This is a genomic window from Streptomyces sp. NPDC102441 (genome assembly GCF_044765585.1).
Lineage (GTDB): Bacteria > Actinomycetota > Actinomycetes > Streptomycetales > Streptomycetaceae > Streptomyces.
On the sequence record NZ_JBIWKH010000005.1, the window covers coordinates 47,379 to 61,539 of the forward strand.

At 69.2% G+C, this 14,161-nt stretch carries 12 protein-coding genes and 3 pseudogenes; 5 read left to right on the top strand and 10 right to left on the bottom strand.

All coding sequences use genetic code 11. The features are described from left to right. Positions 1–108 precede the first annotated feature (108 nt). The 3 genes and pseudogenes from ACIREO_RS11655 to ACIREO_RS11665 all read right to left on the bottom strand — a co-directional run. Positions 109–684 (bottom strand): annotated as a pseudogene (locus tag ACIREO_RS11655) (epoxide hydrolase N-terminal domain-containing protein); the annotation flags it as partial. Between the two features lie 329 nt (positions 685–1,013). Then, positions 1,014–1,400, bottom strand: coding sequence for a hypothetical protein (locus ACIREO_RS11660; protein WP_404108717.1), 387 nt, complete (start codon positions 1,398–1,400; stop codon positions 1,014–1,016). Positions 1,401–1,451: 51 nt separating this feature from the next. Next, a pseudogene (locus ACIREO_RS11665) lies at positions 1,452–1,586 on the bottom strand (FAD-dependent monooxygenase); the annotation flags it as partial. 144 nt (positions 1,587–1,730) lie between these two features. Here ACIREO_RS11665 and ACIREO_RS11670 point away from each other — a divergent pair. Next, a pseudogene (locus ACIREO_RS11670) lies at positions 1,731–2,132 on the top strand (transposase); the annotation flags it as partial. A gap of 15 nt (positions 2,133–2,147) precedes the next feature. On the opposite strand, the gene ACIREO_RS11675 reads toward ACIREO_RS11670, so the two are convergent. The 4 genes from ACIREO_RS11675 to aztA all read right to left on the bottom strand — a co-directional run bounded on the left by ACIREO_RS11675 (position 2,148) and on the right by aztA (position 6,926). Beyond that, complete coding sequence (locus ACIREO_RS11675; RefSeq protein ID WP_404107610.1) at positions 2,148–2,498, bottom strand: hypothetical protein; 351 nt, start codon at positions 2,496–2,498, stop codon at positions 2,148–2,150. 58 nt (positions 2,499–2,556) lie between these two features. Continuing rightward, positions 2,557–4,356 (bottom strand): ABC transporter ATP-binding protein, encoded by a 1,800-nt coding sequence (locus ACIREO_RS11680; protein WP_404107612.1) that lies wholly within the window; start codon positions 4,354–4,356, stop codon positions 2,557–2,559. Next, positions 4,353–6,140 carry an ABC transporter transmembrane domain-containing protein gene (locus tag ACIREO_RS11685; protein WP_404107614.1) on the bottom strand — a complete coding sequence of 596 codons (1,788 nt, stop codon included), beginning with the start codon at positions 6,138–6,140 and terminating at the stop codon, positions 4,353–4,355. Before ACIREO_RS11685 ends, ACIREO_RS11680 begins: the two co-directional genes overlap by 4 nt. A gap of 69 nt (positions 6,141–6,209) precedes the next feature. Further along, complete coding sequence (gene aztA / locus ACIREO_RS11690; protein WP_404107615.1) at positions 6,210–6,926, bottom strand: zinc ABC transporter ATP-binding protein AztA; 717 nt, start codon at positions 6,924–6,926, stop codon at positions 6,210–6,212. A 67-nt stretch (positions 6,927–6,993) separates the two neighbouring features. Here aztA and aztB point away from each other — a divergent pair, with 67 nt between their 5' ends. From aztB to aztD, 4 genes are read left to right on the top strand one after another with little or no spacing between them, the layout of a single operon-like run. Next, the gene (aztB, locus tag ACIREO_RS11695; protein WP_404107616.1) at positions 6,994–7,875 is read left to right on the top strand and encodes a zinc ABC transporter permease AztB; all 882 of its coding nucleotides are present in this window, start codon (positions 6,994–6,996) and stop codon (positions 7,873–7,875) included. Beyond that, a complete protein-coding gene (locus ACIREO_RS11700) occupies positions 7,872–9,077 on the top strand; it encodes a hypothetical protein (protein WP_404107618.1) in 1,206 nt (401 codons plus the stop codon). The genes aztB and ACIREO_RS11700 overlap by 4 nt, the downstream gene beginning before the upstream one ends. After that, positions 9,074–10,024 carry a zinc ABC transporter substrate-binding protein AztC gene (gene aztC / locus ACIREO_RS11705; RefSeq protein WP_404107620.1) on the top strand — a complete coding sequence of 317 codons (951 nt, stop codon included), beginning with the start codon at positions 9,074–9,076 and terminating at the stop codon, positions 10,022–10,024. Before ACIREO_RS11700 ends, aztC begins: the two co-directional genes overlap by 4 nt. 48 nt (positions 10,025–10,072) lie before the next feature. Then, positions 10,073–11,278: a zinc metallochaperone AztD gene (gene aztD / locus ACIREO_RS11710; protein WP_404107621.1), complete on the top strand. Its 1,206-nt coding sequence runs from the start codon at positions 10,073–10,075 to the stop codon at positions 11,276–11,278. A 184-nt stretch (positions 11,279–11,462) separates the two neighbouring features. Here aztD and ACIREO_RS11715 read toward each other — a convergent pair whose 3' ends face one another. Genes ACIREO_RS11715 through ACIREO_RS11725 form a run of 3 tightly spaced genes read right to left on the bottom strand, consistent with a single transcriptional unit; the run spans position 11,463 to position 13,863 of the window. After that, entirely contained in the window at positions 11,463–12,128 is a 666-nt protein-coding gene (locus ACIREO_RS11715) for a response regulator (RefSeq protein WP_404107622.1), read from the bottom strand. Further along, complete coding sequence (locus tag ACIREO_RS11720; protein WP_404107624.1) at positions 12,125–13,336, bottom strand: sensor histidine kinase; 1,212 nt, start codon at positions 13,334–13,336, stop codon at positions 12,125–12,127. The genes ACIREO_RS11715 and ACIREO_RS11720 overlap by 4 nt, the downstream gene beginning before the upstream one ends. A gap of 2 nt (positions 13,337–13,338) precedes the next feature. Continuing rightward, a complete protein-coding gene (locus ACIREO_RS11725; RefSeq protein ID WP_404107626.1) occupies positions 13,339–13,863 on the bottom strand; it encodes a hypothetical protein in 525 nt (174 codons plus the stop codon). Positions 13,864–14,161 lie beyond the last annotated feature (298 nt).

The following is a 14,161-nucleotide window of genomic DNA, read 5'->3' on the forward strand; positions in this document are numbered from 1 at the left end:
CGCGTTCGCGTTCGCGTTCGCGTTCGCGTTCGCGTTCGCGTTCGCGTTCGCGTTCGCGTTCGCGTTCGCGTTCGCGTTCGCGTTCGCGTTCGCGTTCGCGTTGGCGTTGGCGTTGGCGTTGGCGTAGTAACGCATGGCCGTGGCAATGGAGTTGTTCACCCAGCAGATCGTGGTGTGCGTGAGCAGATCATCCCTGGTGAAGACCGACTCGACATCGCCACCGTTGTCGCTCCAACGCTCCAGCAGCCATGCGAGCAGTCCGGCAGGTGCATCGCTCAGCCCGCGGGCCAGAATGGCACCGCCGAGCATGTGCACGGTGAGGCGGGGGACACCGAGCGGTGGTCCAGCTCGATGACACGGGCACGGACACCGCCGGGCCCGTCGTCGCCGAGGGGCCGGTCCCCGGGCGAAGTCCCAGGCACGGGGACCGGCGAAGAAATCGGGCGACAGCCCGGAGCCGATGTGAATGCCACAGCTCATCAGCGCACTTGTGACCGAGCCGGGCCAGGCGTTGGTGGCAGCCTCGGCCTCACACCAGTCGTAGCCGTTGTGCCGGTGGGAGACCAGCTCACGGAGATAGCTGGTCGGAACGCCGTAGAACCAGTCCCCGTTCCCCTCGCCCAGCGGCGGACGGGTCGCTGCGAGACGGGCACGCAGATCATCGAGGCCCTTGGACACATGGATCGGGGGCGGACATGGCGCGGTTCCTCCCGGGCAGAGGGAAAGCTGTCTGCCGTCGGGCTGTCGGCCGGACAGGCCGCTTCTCTACGCGCTCGGCCGGTAAGCCCGCGCCTCCTGCACGACGTGTGGCAGCAGCCGTTCCCCGACGCCAACACCCTGTTCGTGAACGGGTGGCTGACAGGTGCCGACAGTCGTGCGGACCCGCCGTTGACCCGGTGAGTGGAGTCGGACCATGTCGGACAAGGGGTACATTGCACCTGTGTCAGGGCACTGGCAACTGTGGAGACCAGGGCCCTGCCACAGACGGCGGAGCCATCCGTAGCCCAGCAGACCTAGCCGTCGGGACGAAAGAGCAGAACGGCGGCACCCACCTCGTCGGCGCATACGGCACGGACCAAGTCGATTCGTACCGGAAGCCGGAGATCAGCCGGGACGGTACCGGCCAGATCGAGCAGGACGGCGTACCCTGAGCCGAACAGAGTCGACAGCCGGGTGAGGCCGGCCCGGGCGACCAGGCCGACGTCCCGCATACGCCGCCCGGTGAGTGGATGGTCGCCGGACAGTTCCCAGCACAGCGACAGGCCGGACACAAGGCCTGCGACATAGCGGTTGGCGTCGGGCAGTCTCAGCAGGTCGATGAAGATGCCACACAGGGCAGCCAGGTCCTCACTCGGGTGCGGATCGGCCAGGAAACCCTGCGCAGAGGTGTGGTGGAGCACCTGGGCCCCGACCGGATGCCGTTCAACGTGATAACCCTCCAGGACGCCCCCCGGCGCCCGGCCCTGGACAGCCACGGCCAGCTTCCAGCCGAAATTGAACGCGTCCCGGACACCGAGGCCCAGTCCCCGGCCGCCCACCGGCGCATGGATGTGCGCGGCATCCCCGGCGAACAGGACACGACCCACACGGCAACGCTCCAACTACCGCATGGCACCCCCGAACCACGAAACGTTGCCCACCACACCGAGGACAACCACCTCCCCACACAGAACCCACACCACATCAACGATCCCCTCACACCCGACCAGAACACCAGAAGTACTACCACCCTGACGCTCACACCGGGCCAGCAGGACGACACCCCGCAGATAATCGACGCCCTGGACCCGATCAGAGCGCCCCGCCCGGCAGACAAACAACCTCAGCCCGACCACGTCAGCAGCGACAAGGCATACAGCTCCCGCCGAAACCGCCGCTACCTACGAAGACGCCAGATCAAGTACACGATTCCCGAGCCCAAGGACCAGCGCGCCAACCGTCGACGCCGCGGCAGCAAGGGCGGCAGGCCCACCGGCTTCGACCGCGAGCGCTACCGGCGCCGCAACGAGGTCGAACGGACGATTGACCGGCTGAAGAACTCCCGGGCCGTCACGACCCGATACGACAAGCGGGCCTACGTCTTCCACGGCACAGTCACCCTCGCCGCAGTTCGACTCTGGCTCTGCAGGTGATCCCCCCTGACAACCCTAGAGCCAGCGTTGTGCCGTCTCGACGCTGTCCCCACCACTGGTGTTGAACGCAATAGCAGCCTGCGGAGCATGACGGCCAATCAGGTTCACGATCTCCTCGAACAACGGAAGCAGCTGCTCCGTCTTACGGATTCCGGCACCGACAACCACCACGTCCCAGGCACGCTCGGCCAGCGACGCGACGAGCGTGGGCTTGGCCGACGTGCCGAACACGATCAGCGTCATGGCCGCTTCGATGCCATGCTCTGCGAACCGGCCCAGCTCCTTGTCCAGAGCCGCGCGAAGGCCCTCCGCGTCGACGCCGGGTATTGCCTGCGGGTCATAACCAACAACAAGTACGGAAGACATGCAGCCAACCTACTCGCGCCTCCCCGAGCATGATCCGCCGGACAGGGCCTAGTCCCCCTCAATGCTGACGCCGTCTACCACCGGTACGGGTCGGCTCGCCGTGCCAGGAGCGCCACAGGGCGGCGTAGGCGCCGTCGGCAGCGACGAGGTCTTCGTGGGTGCCCAGTTCGGTGAGACGGCCGTCCTCCATCACAGCAACCCGGTCGGCGTCGTACGCCGTCTGCAAGCGGTGTGCGATCGCGATGACGGTCCTGCCTTCGAGGACAGCGGCCAGCGCCCGCTCCGCGTGCCGGGCGGTTCTCGGGTCCAGGAGCGCGGTCGCCTCGTCGAGGATCAGCGTGTGCGGGTCGGCCAGCACCACGCGCGCCAGAGCGAGTTGCTGAGCCTGGGCACCGTCCGGCCGGTGCCCCTCGTGGCCCAGGTCTGTGTCCAGCCCGTCCGGCAGTTCGCTGGTCCACTCGGCGCCGACAGCAGTGAGTGCCGCATGCAGCTCGGCGTCGGTGGCGCCGGCTGAGGCGATCTGCAGGTTGTCACGGACCGTGCCGAGGAACACGTGATGTTCCTGGGTGACGAGGACGACGTGTCGGCGCAGCTGGTCGGGGTCCAGGCGGGCGACCGGGACCTGCCCCACTGTCACCGAGCCGGTGTGCGGAGTACCCGTGCCGGCCAGGAGTCTGCCCAGGGTGGTCTTGCCCGCACCGGAGGGGCCGACGATCACGAGCCGCTCGCCGGGCCGGACGGTCAGGTCGACGCCGTGCAGGACGTCGCCTCCTTCGTCGTAGGCGTAGTGCACATCGGCCACTTCGATCCGGTCGTCGACCGGTGTGGCGGCCGGTACTGACGGTGCGTGCGTGGCCAGGCCGAGGCCTTCGACCCTGGCGAAGGAGGCGCGGCTACTCTGCAGTTGCTCCATCTGCTGGAGGATGGTGTCCAGGGGCTGGGAGAGCTGCATCAGGTAGAGGGCCGAGGAGACGACCGCGCCGAGGCTCATCGTGCCGTGGGAGTACAGTACGCCGCCGATCAGCAGGACGCCGGCCACGGGAATGACGTACGAGATGTCCACGGCCGGGAAGAGCACACTGCGCAGGAACAGCGTGCGGTTCCTGGTGGTCCGGCACTCTTCGATCTGCTTCTGGCATGCCGTCATGCGGTGCTGCTGCAGCCCGAGGGCTTCGACGGTGCGAGCGCCGGCGGCAGTGGCCGCGAGCTGCTCCGCGAGAGCGGAGTTGGCCGCCCCCTCGGCGAGGTATGCGGTGAGCGCCCGGCGAAGGTACCAGCGGGCGGCGAACCAGATGCCGAGCAGGCCCACCACTGCACACACGCCGAGCAGCGGGTGGAGCGCGAAGACCGCCCCGAGGATGAACACCGCCTGGACTCCGGCGATGAGGACCTGGGGACCGGCGTCCCGGAGGGTGGCGCCGACCGCAGCGACATCGGCGGTTCCGCGGGTCATCAGGTCGCCCGTTCCCGCACGTTCGACCGCTGCGGCGGGCAGGGCGAGTGCCCGGTCGGCGAACTGTTCGCGGATACGTGCCAGGGTCCGCTCGCCGAAGCGGTGTCCGACGTAGCCGGCGTATCGGGCCAGAACGAGCTGCGTCACCGCGAAGACGAGGATGACGAGAGCGAGACGGTCCACCGAGGCTACCGGGGCCCCGGCCCTGACCTCGTCGATAATGCGACCGAGCAGCCACGGGCCGACGAGTCCGGCGCCGGCGGCCAGCGCGTTGAGGCCGGTCATGGCAGCGAAGGCTCGGCCGTCCTGACGGACCAGCCGGAGCGCTGCCCGGCGTATCCGGGGCAGTTCGGCGACGGGCAGAGCCCGGGCCGTGGGTGCCGTGGGCGGGGATGTGGCAGTCATCGCACGCCCTCCCTGTCTGTCGGAGCGATTCCTTCGTCCGAGCGGTCGGGGCCTTCGCCGTCCTCGTCGTGGGGGCCGTCCTCGTCGGGCGCGCCGCGGGAGACCAGGCGACGGTAGCCGGGCTGCCGGGCCAGGAGTTCTCGATGGCTGCCCGAGTCCGCGACGGAGCCGTCGACCAGGAAGTACACGGTGTCCGCCTGGTCCAGCAGGAGCGGTGATGTGCTGGTGACCACCGTGGTGCGGTCTGCCCGTGCGGCGTACAGCCGGGTCGCGATGGCCGCCTCGGTGTGCGCGTCGACCGCCGAGGTGGGCTCGACCGCCAGGAGTATCTCGGGATCCGCCAGGAGGGCCCGGGCCAGGCGGATGCGCTGCCGCTGACCGCCGGAGAGGTTGCGGCCCTGCGCGTCGACGGGCGAGTCGAGGCCGTCCGGCAGGGCGCGGACGATGTCCTGTGCCATGGCCGCGCGGAGGCCCCGGCCGATGGTCTCCTCGTCGCGGTCCCACGGGGCACTGATCACCTCGCGCAGCGGGCCGGCGAACAGGTCGGCCTCGTTGTCCGCGACGACGATCCGTCGGCGGACCTGTGTCAGATCGATCTCGGCGAGCTGTATCTCACCCCAGGTCACGGCCGATTCGGCGAAGCGGCCGAGACGGTCGACCACCGTCGCCGATTCCGCGGGCCGGGCGCTGACCACTGCGGTCAGCCTGCCGGGCGTCACCTCGACGCCGGATGCGGGATCACGCAGCGCGGCCGGATGCCCGGGCTCGTCCGAAACCGCGTCCCCGGTGGGGGAACAGGGCTCCATTGCAAGGAAGCGTACGACCCTGCGGGCGGCGACCAGTCCGCGGCTGAGGTCGTAGCCGCCTTCGATGAGGGCCGAGACGGGCACCACCAGCACCGCCGCGTAGCCGTAGACCGCGACCAGCTCACCGACGGTGATGACACCCTGCGCCGCCATACGGGCCGCCAGCCAGGTCACCGCCCCGAGAAACAGGGTGGGGAGGCCTATGCCCAGGGCCTGGATCCAGCTGGTGACCGCGCCGACGCGGTACCCCTGTGCCTGCAGCGTCCGTGAGCCGCGCCGGTAGCGTTCGGCGTACACCTCCTTGCCGCCGATGCCGTTGAGGACGCGCAGCCCTCCGACGATGTCCGTGAAGCGGGCGGCGAGCCCGCCCTGGTGTTCCCGGTACGTCGCCTCGACACCTTGCAGCCGCCCCAGCAGCGGGCCGACCAGCAAAGCGAGCAGCGGCACACCGAGCAGTACCACCACGGCGAGCAACGGCGAGACGGTCAACAGCAGTGCGGCCACGACGACATAGGCCAGGACCGCGCCGACACCGGGGCCGGTGATGGTCAGCGTGCTCGCGATCACCGCGACGTCGCCGAACCCGATCGTGACGACTTCCCCGGCCGTGAGCCGGCGCGGCAGCGCCCCGCCCAGCCTGGTCGCCTGGCGGACCACCACCTGGGCGGAACGGAAGGCGGCGTCCATCCGCACCTTGGTCATGGTGCGGTGTCGCATGATGGCCAGCCACGCGTTCAGCACCCCCACGCCCAGCAACGCCGCGACCCAGCCGACGAGCACGGACCACTGTCCCTGCTCCAGCCCGTCATCGATGGCACGTGACAGCAGGTACGGCGGCAGAGCCAGGCAGGCCATCCAGGCGCTGCCCAGCAGTGCGCCGGCGGCGACGCGGCGGCGTTGACTGGTGATCAGCCACCACAGGTATCGCGCTGCGCTACGACAGTCCGGGGTCCCCGGATCCATTATCGAGTCTTTCACCTTCCGTACATTAGTGATCGCTGGTCGATTCGTTCGGGAGACCTGAGTGCCCCGGGGAAGTCACCTGGTTCACCGCTTGTCGACGTGGTTCCTCCGCGGGGGGAGCTGCCAGATCTCGTCGATCGCGTCTACGGTCAGCACCTCCTGGGGCGCCCCCTCTCCCCACAGCCGCCCGTCCTGGAGCAGCAGGAGATGCCCCGCCGAACCGGCGACCTCGAAGTCATGGGTCGCCTGGACGACCGTCACCCCCTCCCCCACCACCTCGGCCAGCACATCGGCGACGATTCGCTGAGCGGCGGCGTCGACCCCGCTGGTGGGCTCATCGAGCAGGAGCAGTTCCGCCTCCTGTGCCAACCCCTGCGCGACGAGCGCGCGCTGGCGCTGGCCGCCCGAGAGTTCCCCCAGCTGCCGATGGGCGAGGGCACCGATGCCCAGCCGGCTCATGGTCGCCTCCACGACGTCCCAGTCCTGCCGGGACAGCCGCCGCCACAGCCCGCTGCGCCCCCACCTCCCCATCGCCACTGCGTCCCGCACCGTCAGCGGCAGCACATCGGCCGCCCTGCTGCGCTGCGTCACGAACGCCACGCGGCTGTCCGTCCGGTGCTCCACCTTCCCCGCTGTTACCTGGATCACTCCGGCGATCACTCCGAGCAGGGTGGACTTGCCCGAGCCGTTCGGCCCGACGACGGCAGTGCTGGTCAACGCCGGTATCCGGAGGGTCAGTCGATCCAGGACCGCACGGTTCGGATATCCGGCCGACACGCCGTCGAGCCTCACCTGATGCATCTGTCTCAGCCTCTTCCCGTCACGCTTCTTTGTAGTGATAATCATTTTCATTGTAGTGTCCGGTCGCATGGAATGGTTGATGGGCCCCTTCGAGGTGGCCTTTGTCCAACGGGCCCTGTGGGGCGGCATACTCGTGTCGCTGATCTGCGCCCTGGCCGGTACGTGGGTCGTTCTGCGCGGTATGGCGTTCTTCGGGGACGCGATGTCGCACGGCATGCTTCCCGGGATAGCGCTCGCCTCACTACTGGGAGGCAGTCCGCTCATCGGGGCCGCCATGAGCGCGGCCGTCATGGCGCTCGGGGTCAGCGCCGTCAGCCGGTCCCCCCGGCTGTCGCAGGACACCAGCATCGGCCTGCTGTTCGTGGGGATGCTGTCGCTGGGCGTGATCATCGTCTCGCGCTCGCAGTCGTTCGCGGTGGACCTGACCGGGTTCCTCTTCGGCGATGTGCTCGCCGTGCGTGCGACCGACCTGACCGTTCTCGGGGGTGCGCTGGTCATCGCAGTGGTGATCTCCGCACTCGGCTACCGGCCGTTCGTCGCGCTGGCGTTCGATGAGCGCAAGGCGCAGACGCTGGGGCTCCGGCCACGCCTCGCGCAGGCGGCTCTGCTGGCCCTGCTCACGCTGGCCATCGTCGCTTCGTTCCACGTGGTGGGGACTCTGCTGGTTTTCGGTCTGCTGATCGCGCCGCCCGCGGCCATGCTGCCGTGGGCGCGGCGGATCCCGATGATCATGATCGGCGCTGCCGGTCTTGGCGCGGGCGCGACGTTCGTCGGCCTGCTGCTCTCGTGGCACCTCCACACGGCTGCGGGGGCGAGCATCGCGGCAACAGCGGTCGTCCAGTTCCTGCTCTCCACCACTGCCTCCGGCCTCCGCACCCGGTGGGCGCGGTCCATTCCGCCCGCCGTACCGACCGACCGCCCACACATGGAATACGGACATCCGTCATGACACCGAGGAAGACCCGCACCGCCGCGGCCCTCTCCTGCGCAGCCCTTGTCGGCTCCGGGCTGCTGGCCGGCTGCCAGAGCGGCCACGACGACGCGAAGGCACCCTCGTCGGCGAAACCCCACGGCTACGTCGAGGGGGCCGAAGAAGCCTCCGAGCAGCAGTCCCGGCTCATTCTCGCCGACGCGGACACCGGGGCCGTGAGGGTCCTGGACCTGATCACCGAGGACATCACGTCGCTCAAGGGCAGGGACGACGTACAAGGTCTTCGCACCGACGGACGGTTCGCCTACCTGAGCGCCGCAGGCGGCACAGGCGTCGTCGACTCCGGTGCCTGGACGGTTGATCACGGCGACCACGTCCACTACTACCGCACCGCGATTCGCGACGTGGGACTCATCGCCGGGACCGGCATCGCCCACATCCACAGCGATCAGGCCGTCACCGCGGTCTCCTCCGCGTCAGGCGGCACCCAGCTGCTCGACCGGAAGCGGCTGGAGGGCGGCACCGTGCCCCGTGGCACCGAGCTGACCGGCGCGGGCGGCGGGTCGGTCGTCCCCTACAAGGAGCATCTGCTGGTCCCAGCGGTGGGCGCCGGGAAGGACTCCGTCGAGGTGCGCGGCCGGGACGGTGCACGGGTCACCGCGCTCGACGAGCCGTGTGCCAAGGCGCGCGGCGAGGCCGTCACCCGCCGCGGGGTGGTGTTCGGATGCGCCGACGGCGCCCTGCTGGTCAGCGAGGACGACGGCACGTTCGACGCCGAGAAGATCCCGTACAGCACAGAGGTGAAGGCCTCGGAGCGGGCGGTCGAGTTCCGCCACCGGGCGGGCAGCACCACGCTGGCGGCCAGGTCGGGCGACAACGCCGTCTGGGTCCTCGATGTCACCGACCGCTCCTGGACACGCGTCCGAACCGGTCCGGTCGTGACCGTCAACACCGCAGGAGAGGGAGCTCCGTTGCTCGCGCTCGGCAAGGACGGTTCGCTCAGCGCGTACGACATCACCACGGGGAAGAGCGTCGCGCGTAAGGAGCTCCTCCCGGAGGGGGCCGGGTCCGCGGCCATCGAGGTCGACACCGCCCGCGCGTACGTGAACGACGCCACGGCGCAGAAGGTCTACGAGATCGACTACAGCGACCGGCTCCGGCTCGCCCGGACCTTCCCGCTCGACATCGCCCCGACGTACATGGTGGAGACCGGCCGATGAGTACCCGTCCCGCCTCCGTGAACAGGCGTCGGGTGCCCGCGCTTCTCCTCCTCGTCCTCCTGGCCGGCGCACCGCTCCTGGGCTTGAGCGGTTGCGGAAGCAAGCAGGGCCGCCCCTCGGTGGTCGTCACCACGAACATCCTCGGTGACATCACCCGCAACATCGTGGGCGGCGAAGCCGAGGTGACCGTGCTGATGCGGACCGACGCGGATCCCCACTCCTTCGGTGTCTCGGCTCCGCAGGCGGCGTCCCTCGAGCAGGCCGATCTGGTCGTCTACAACGGCCTCGGACTGGAGGAGAACGTCCTGCGTCATGTGGAGGCCGCCGAGGAGGCCGGTGTCCCCACCCTGGCGGTCGGGGACACCGTCGATCCGGTCACCTACGCGGCTGGCGAATCGGCCGGCGAGTCCGACCCCCACTTCTGGACCGACCCCGAGCGGATCCGCAAGGCCGTCGGGCTCATCGCGGACCAGGTCACCGAGCACGTGAGGGGCGCCGACGGGGCCGTGGTCGCGGAGAACGCCACCGCCTACGGGGCGCAGGTCACCGAGCTCACCGCGTGGATGCGGAAGCAGTTCGGCTCCATCCCTTCCGAGCGGCGCCAGTTGGTGACCAACCACCACGTCTTCGGTTATCTGGCGCAGCGTTTCGGGTTCCGGATCGTGGGCGCGGTGATCCCTGGCGGTACCACCCTCGCGTCTCCGAGCGCCTCCGACCTCAAGTCCCTGGCGACGGCGATCGAGACGGCAGGCGTGAGGACGGTCTTCGCGGACTCCTCGCAACCCGACCGGCTGGCCCAGGTGCTGAAACGCGAGAGCGACATCGAGGTCGACGTCGTGCCGCTGTTCTCCGAATCCCTCACGGCGAAGGGAAAGGGGGCGGCCACCTACCTGGAAATGATGCGCGCCAACACCAGGGCCATATCCAAGGGCCTGGGCACCGAATAGCACGTTGTCGCCGGTCAAGGGCGACAGCCATGGAGAGGAATGCACGCAATGAATCATGTAGCACGCCCGAGGACGGCGGCAGCCGTCAGCACGCTTCTCGCGGCTTCCGTCGCGCTCACCGCCTGCGGGAGCACCGGCGAGGAGTCCACCGCGAAGACGTCGGACAAGGCGTCGGAGAAGGCGTCGGGCACGCCGGCCGCCCAGGTCGCGAACCCGATTGTCACCACGTACGACGGGGGCCTGTACGTACTGGACGGGACGACCCTGGAGCTTGCCGAGGACATACCGCTGGAGGGGTTCAACCGGGTCAACCCCGCGGGCAGCAACCGCCATGTGATGGTCTCGACCGCGTCCGGTTTCCAGGTGCTCGACGCAGCGGGCCGGAAGCTCACCGACATCGAGTTCGAAGGCAGCAAGCCGGGCCACGTCGTACGTCACGCGGGCAGGACCATTCTCTTCGCCGACGGCACCGGCGTGGTCACGGTCTTCGATCCGAAGGATCTCGGCGACACGAAGCCGAAGTCTGAGACGTACACCTCCGCCGCCCCGCACCACGGGGTCGCCATCCAGCTCGCCGACGGCAAGCTGGTGACCACTCTGGGCACGGAGGAGAAGCGCGTCGGTATCGCCGTGCTGGACAAGGACCGCAAGGAGATCACCCGCAGTGAGGAGTGCCCCGGCGTCCACGGGGAGGCGGCCGCGCGGGGCGAGGCGGTCGTCATCGGCTGCGAGGACGGCGTCCTGATCTACAAGGACGGCGCCATCAAGAAGGTGGGGAGCCCAGCGGAGTACGGGCGGATCGGCAACCAGGCCGGTTCCGACGAGTCGCGCGTGGTTCTCGGCGACTACAAGAAGGACAAGGACGCGGAGCTGGAACGGCCGGAGGAGGTGTCTCTCATCAACACCGGGACAGGGAAGATGCGGCTCGTCGATATCGGTACGAGCTACACCTTCCGTTCGCTGGCGCGCGGTCCGCACGGTGAAGGACTCGTCCTCGGTACCGACGGCAAGATCCATGTCATCGACCCGGAAACGGGCAAGGTGACCAGAAGGATCTCCGCCCTCGGTCCGTGGCAGGAGCCGCTGGACTGGCAGCAGCCCCGTCCGGCGCTGTTCGTGCGCGACCACACGGCCTATGTCTCGGACCCGTCGAGCAAGAAGCTCATGGCCATCGACATCGAGTCGGGCAAGCAACTGGTCGCGACGGAACTGCCGAAGGCCCCGAACGAGCTGAGCGGCGTCAAGGAGCACTGAACTCTCTCCTGAGGCAGGGGGAGCGCGTTCCCACAGAACGGGAGCGCGCTACTCGTCGCCGCTCGAAGCCGAGCAGGCGGCACCTGGCGGAAGCCGCCGCAGCCCGGTGGCCCCCTCCGTGCCGGGCTGCCGCCCGGGCCTGGTGGCAGTAGTCCACGCTCGACTCGGAGGGTCCGCGCCGGGGTCAGGCGAGCCCTGCCCCGATTGCGCGGCGGACGGCGTCGGCCCGGTCCCGGATTCCCGCTTTGGCGAACAGGTTGTTGATGTGGGACTTGACCGTGGCCTCGCTGATGAAGAGCTTCTCTGCGATGCCGCGGTTGGGCATGCCCTGGCCGATCAGGGTGAGTACCTCGCGTTCGCGGGGTGTGAGGTTTCCGGGCAGGGGCTGTCCTGGCGCCGGTGCCCTGGTCCTGGCTGTGGCGAGCAGCCGGTCCTGGACCTCGCGGTCGAGCACGGACTGACCGGCGGCAGCGGCTCGGATCGCCCGGGTGATGTCCTGGCGTCCCGCGTTCTTGGTCAGGTAGCCGCGGGCCCCCGCGCCCAGCGCGCCCAGGATCGAGTCGTCGTCGGCGAAGGTGGTCAGCACGACCACCGCCACCTCCGGATGCTCCTCGCCCAGCCGACGGGTTGCCTCGATCCCGTCCATCACGGGCATCCTCAGGTCCATCAGCACCACGTCCACCGGCCCGGCGGCGACCGCCGTCAGCACCTCGCTGCCATCGGCGGCGGCAGCGACGACGTCGATGTCCTCGGTCAGCCCGAGCACCGCGGCGAGCGGCTCCCGGACTGCGGCCTGATCGTCGGCGACGACCACCCTCAACCGCCGGTGCTTCTCGGTAGGTTCACTCATCCCGGGATCACTGCCTCCACCTGCCAGCCGCCGTCGTACGGTCCCTCGGTGACCGGGCACGCGGTGACACTTCCGCCCAGCAGAGCGACACGTTCACGCATTCCGATCAACCCCATTCCACTGCCGATGCCCGCGTTCGCCTCACGGGTGCCGGGGCGGTTGCGGATCCTCAGTGTGGTCGATGAGGCCGTGAACGTCAGCTCCACGCCGACATCTCCCCCGGGAGCGTGCCGGGCTGCGTTGGTCAGCGCCTCCTGTGCGATCCGCAGGAGATTCTGGGTCACTTGGACAGGCAGTTCCCGGGTGGTCCCGGTGACGGTGAGAACGTCACCGTGGGCGGAGGATTCGAGCATCGCGGTGAGGCTCTCCAGCAGCGGCAGCGAGTCCTCGCGCAGGGCGTGCACGGTCCACTGCGCCTGTTCGAGGCTCGCTCTGACCAGGCCGCGGGCCTTGTCGTTGGCCTCCCGGACCCTCTCCAGGTCACCGATGTCGAGCAAGGCGTCGACCAGTTCCAACTGCATGTTGATCCCGGCCAGCGAGTGCGCCAGGACGTCGTGCACATCGCGGGCGATCCGGCTGCGTTCGGTCAGGACGGCGGTCCGTGCCTCGGCCCGGGCGGCACGTTCGGACGATTCGGCCGCCGCGAACGCTGCCAGCACGGCCCGGCGCCGGCTGCGGTTGGCGATGCCGACCAGGACCGGGACGCCGGTGGCGAGACCGACTGCCCAGGGCACCGTGTGGTGCCCCGGCCCGAGTCGGAAGTACAGGACAGCGCCGCAGAGCAGACTGCAGCTCCCCGCGAGAACGAGGGCCGGCTTGACCTCGAGCCGGTATCCGATGTGACCGGCGAGGAAGAAGGCGAACAGGTAGCCCGTTCCGCTGCGGCTGACGCCGATCAGGGCGGCCGCCGCGACGACGCCGAGCGTCAGCCAGAGGAGAGTGAGGTGCCTGGGAATCCTTTTCTCCGGCAGGCTCCGAGCCAGCAGAGCCGCAGAGTTGACCAGGAAGAGCGCGGCAACGGCCAGGCCCCGCCCGTCGGCGCCCATGGGCCTGATCGTCAGGGCCCCGACCACAATGACCGCCAGGGTCAGCACCCACCACACCCGTGGGTCCCGCCCGGGAACCTGCCACGGGCCCGCCCCCTGGGCCGCGCCCTTCTCGGGGGCCGGAGCGCTCTCGGTTGCGGACACGGGCAGAACATATCGCACGGTCAGGCCGTACGTTCGACGACGGGCACGGGGCGGGCTACCGTGCGGGCCCGGCTCCGTATGAAGATCGTGGCCAGCCGCAGGACCACTTCGGTGAGTGCCATCAGGACGAAGGCCGCTACCCAGGCCTGGTCACTGGTGATGTGGTGGGTGATGCTGAAACGGGTGACGTCATCGGCGCCGCCGCCGTGCTCGACCCACATCTGGAAGACCATGCGTGCCCCCATGCCCAGGATCCACAGGATCGCCGACACCGCACCGGCCTTGATCAGGATGTGCTCGCCGTCCGTACGGAGCCGGGTGCAGGCGCCGCCGGCGATGCCGAGGGCCGCACCCACGCTCGTCAGGATGCCGATCAGCACCAGGTCGTTGCCGTCGGCAGGAATGGTGTCCAGGTACGAGTAGGCCACGAAGGCCACGATCCCCAACGGGATCAGGAAGGACTTGAGGTCGAGCCGACCTTCCCGCAGTTGCCGGAAGACGATGAGGATGAGGACGATGTCGGTGATCCACTCGGTCGTTGTCATGCCTTCAATACTGCTGTGACCAGGGTCGACGCGCCTGGACCTACGGGTGGAACCGTGGGTGGAGTTCAGCCTCCCGGATGTCCACCCGATCGGGACCGCCGAGATCCAGGAGTCGGGGCGGGAAACCGGCGACATGTTGTCCCTGCTGCTGCACACCACTGACGAGGAGACCGGCCTTCCGCTGACCGGGCACCCGATCAGCTCGGAGATCCTCACTCCGGCCGTGACAGACACCGAGACCACCGCATCGGTACTGTCCTGGCGCTCTACGAGATCGCGCGCGACACCGAAGTCGGAC

Excerpts from the sequence above, each read along its gene's own strand:
- ACIREO_RS11675 (WP_404107610.1), bottom strand. The coding sequence starts at position 2,498 with ATGTCTTCCGTACTTGTTGTTGGTTATGACCCGCAGGCAATACCCGGC.
- ACIREO_RS11680 (WP_404107612.1), bottom strand. The coding sequence starts at position 4,356 with ATGACTGCCACATCCCCGCCCACGGCACCCACGGCCCGGGCTCTGCCC.
- aztA (WP_404107615.1), bottom strand. The coding sequence starts at position 6,926 with ATGCATCAGGTGAGGCTCGACGGCGTGTCGGCCGGATATCCGAACCGT.
- aztB (WP_404107616.1), top strand. The coding sequence starts at position 6,994 with ATGGAATGGTTGATGGGCCCCTTCGAGGTGGCCTTTGTCCAACGGGCC.
- ACIREO_RS11700 (WP_404107618.1), top strand. The coding sequence starts at position 7,872 with ATGACACCGAGGAAGACCCGCACCGCCGCGGCCCTCTCCTGCGCAGCC.
- aztC (WP_404107620.1), top strand. The coding sequence starts at position 9,074 with ATGAGTACCCGTCCCGCCTCCGTGAACAGGCGTCGGGTGCCCGCGCTT.
- aztD (WP_404107621.1), top strand. The coding sequence starts at position 10,073 with ATGAATCATGTAGCACGCCCGAGGACGGCGGCAGCCGTCAGCACGCTT.
- ACIREO_RS11715 (WP_404107622.1), bottom strand. The coding sequence starts at position 12,128 with ATGAGTGAACCTACCGAGAAGCACCGGCGGTTGAGGGTGGTCGTCGCC.
- ACIREO_RS11725 (WP_404107626.1), bottom strand. The coding sequence starts at position 13,863 with ATGACAACGACCGAGTGGATCACCGACATCGTCCTCATCCTCATCGTC.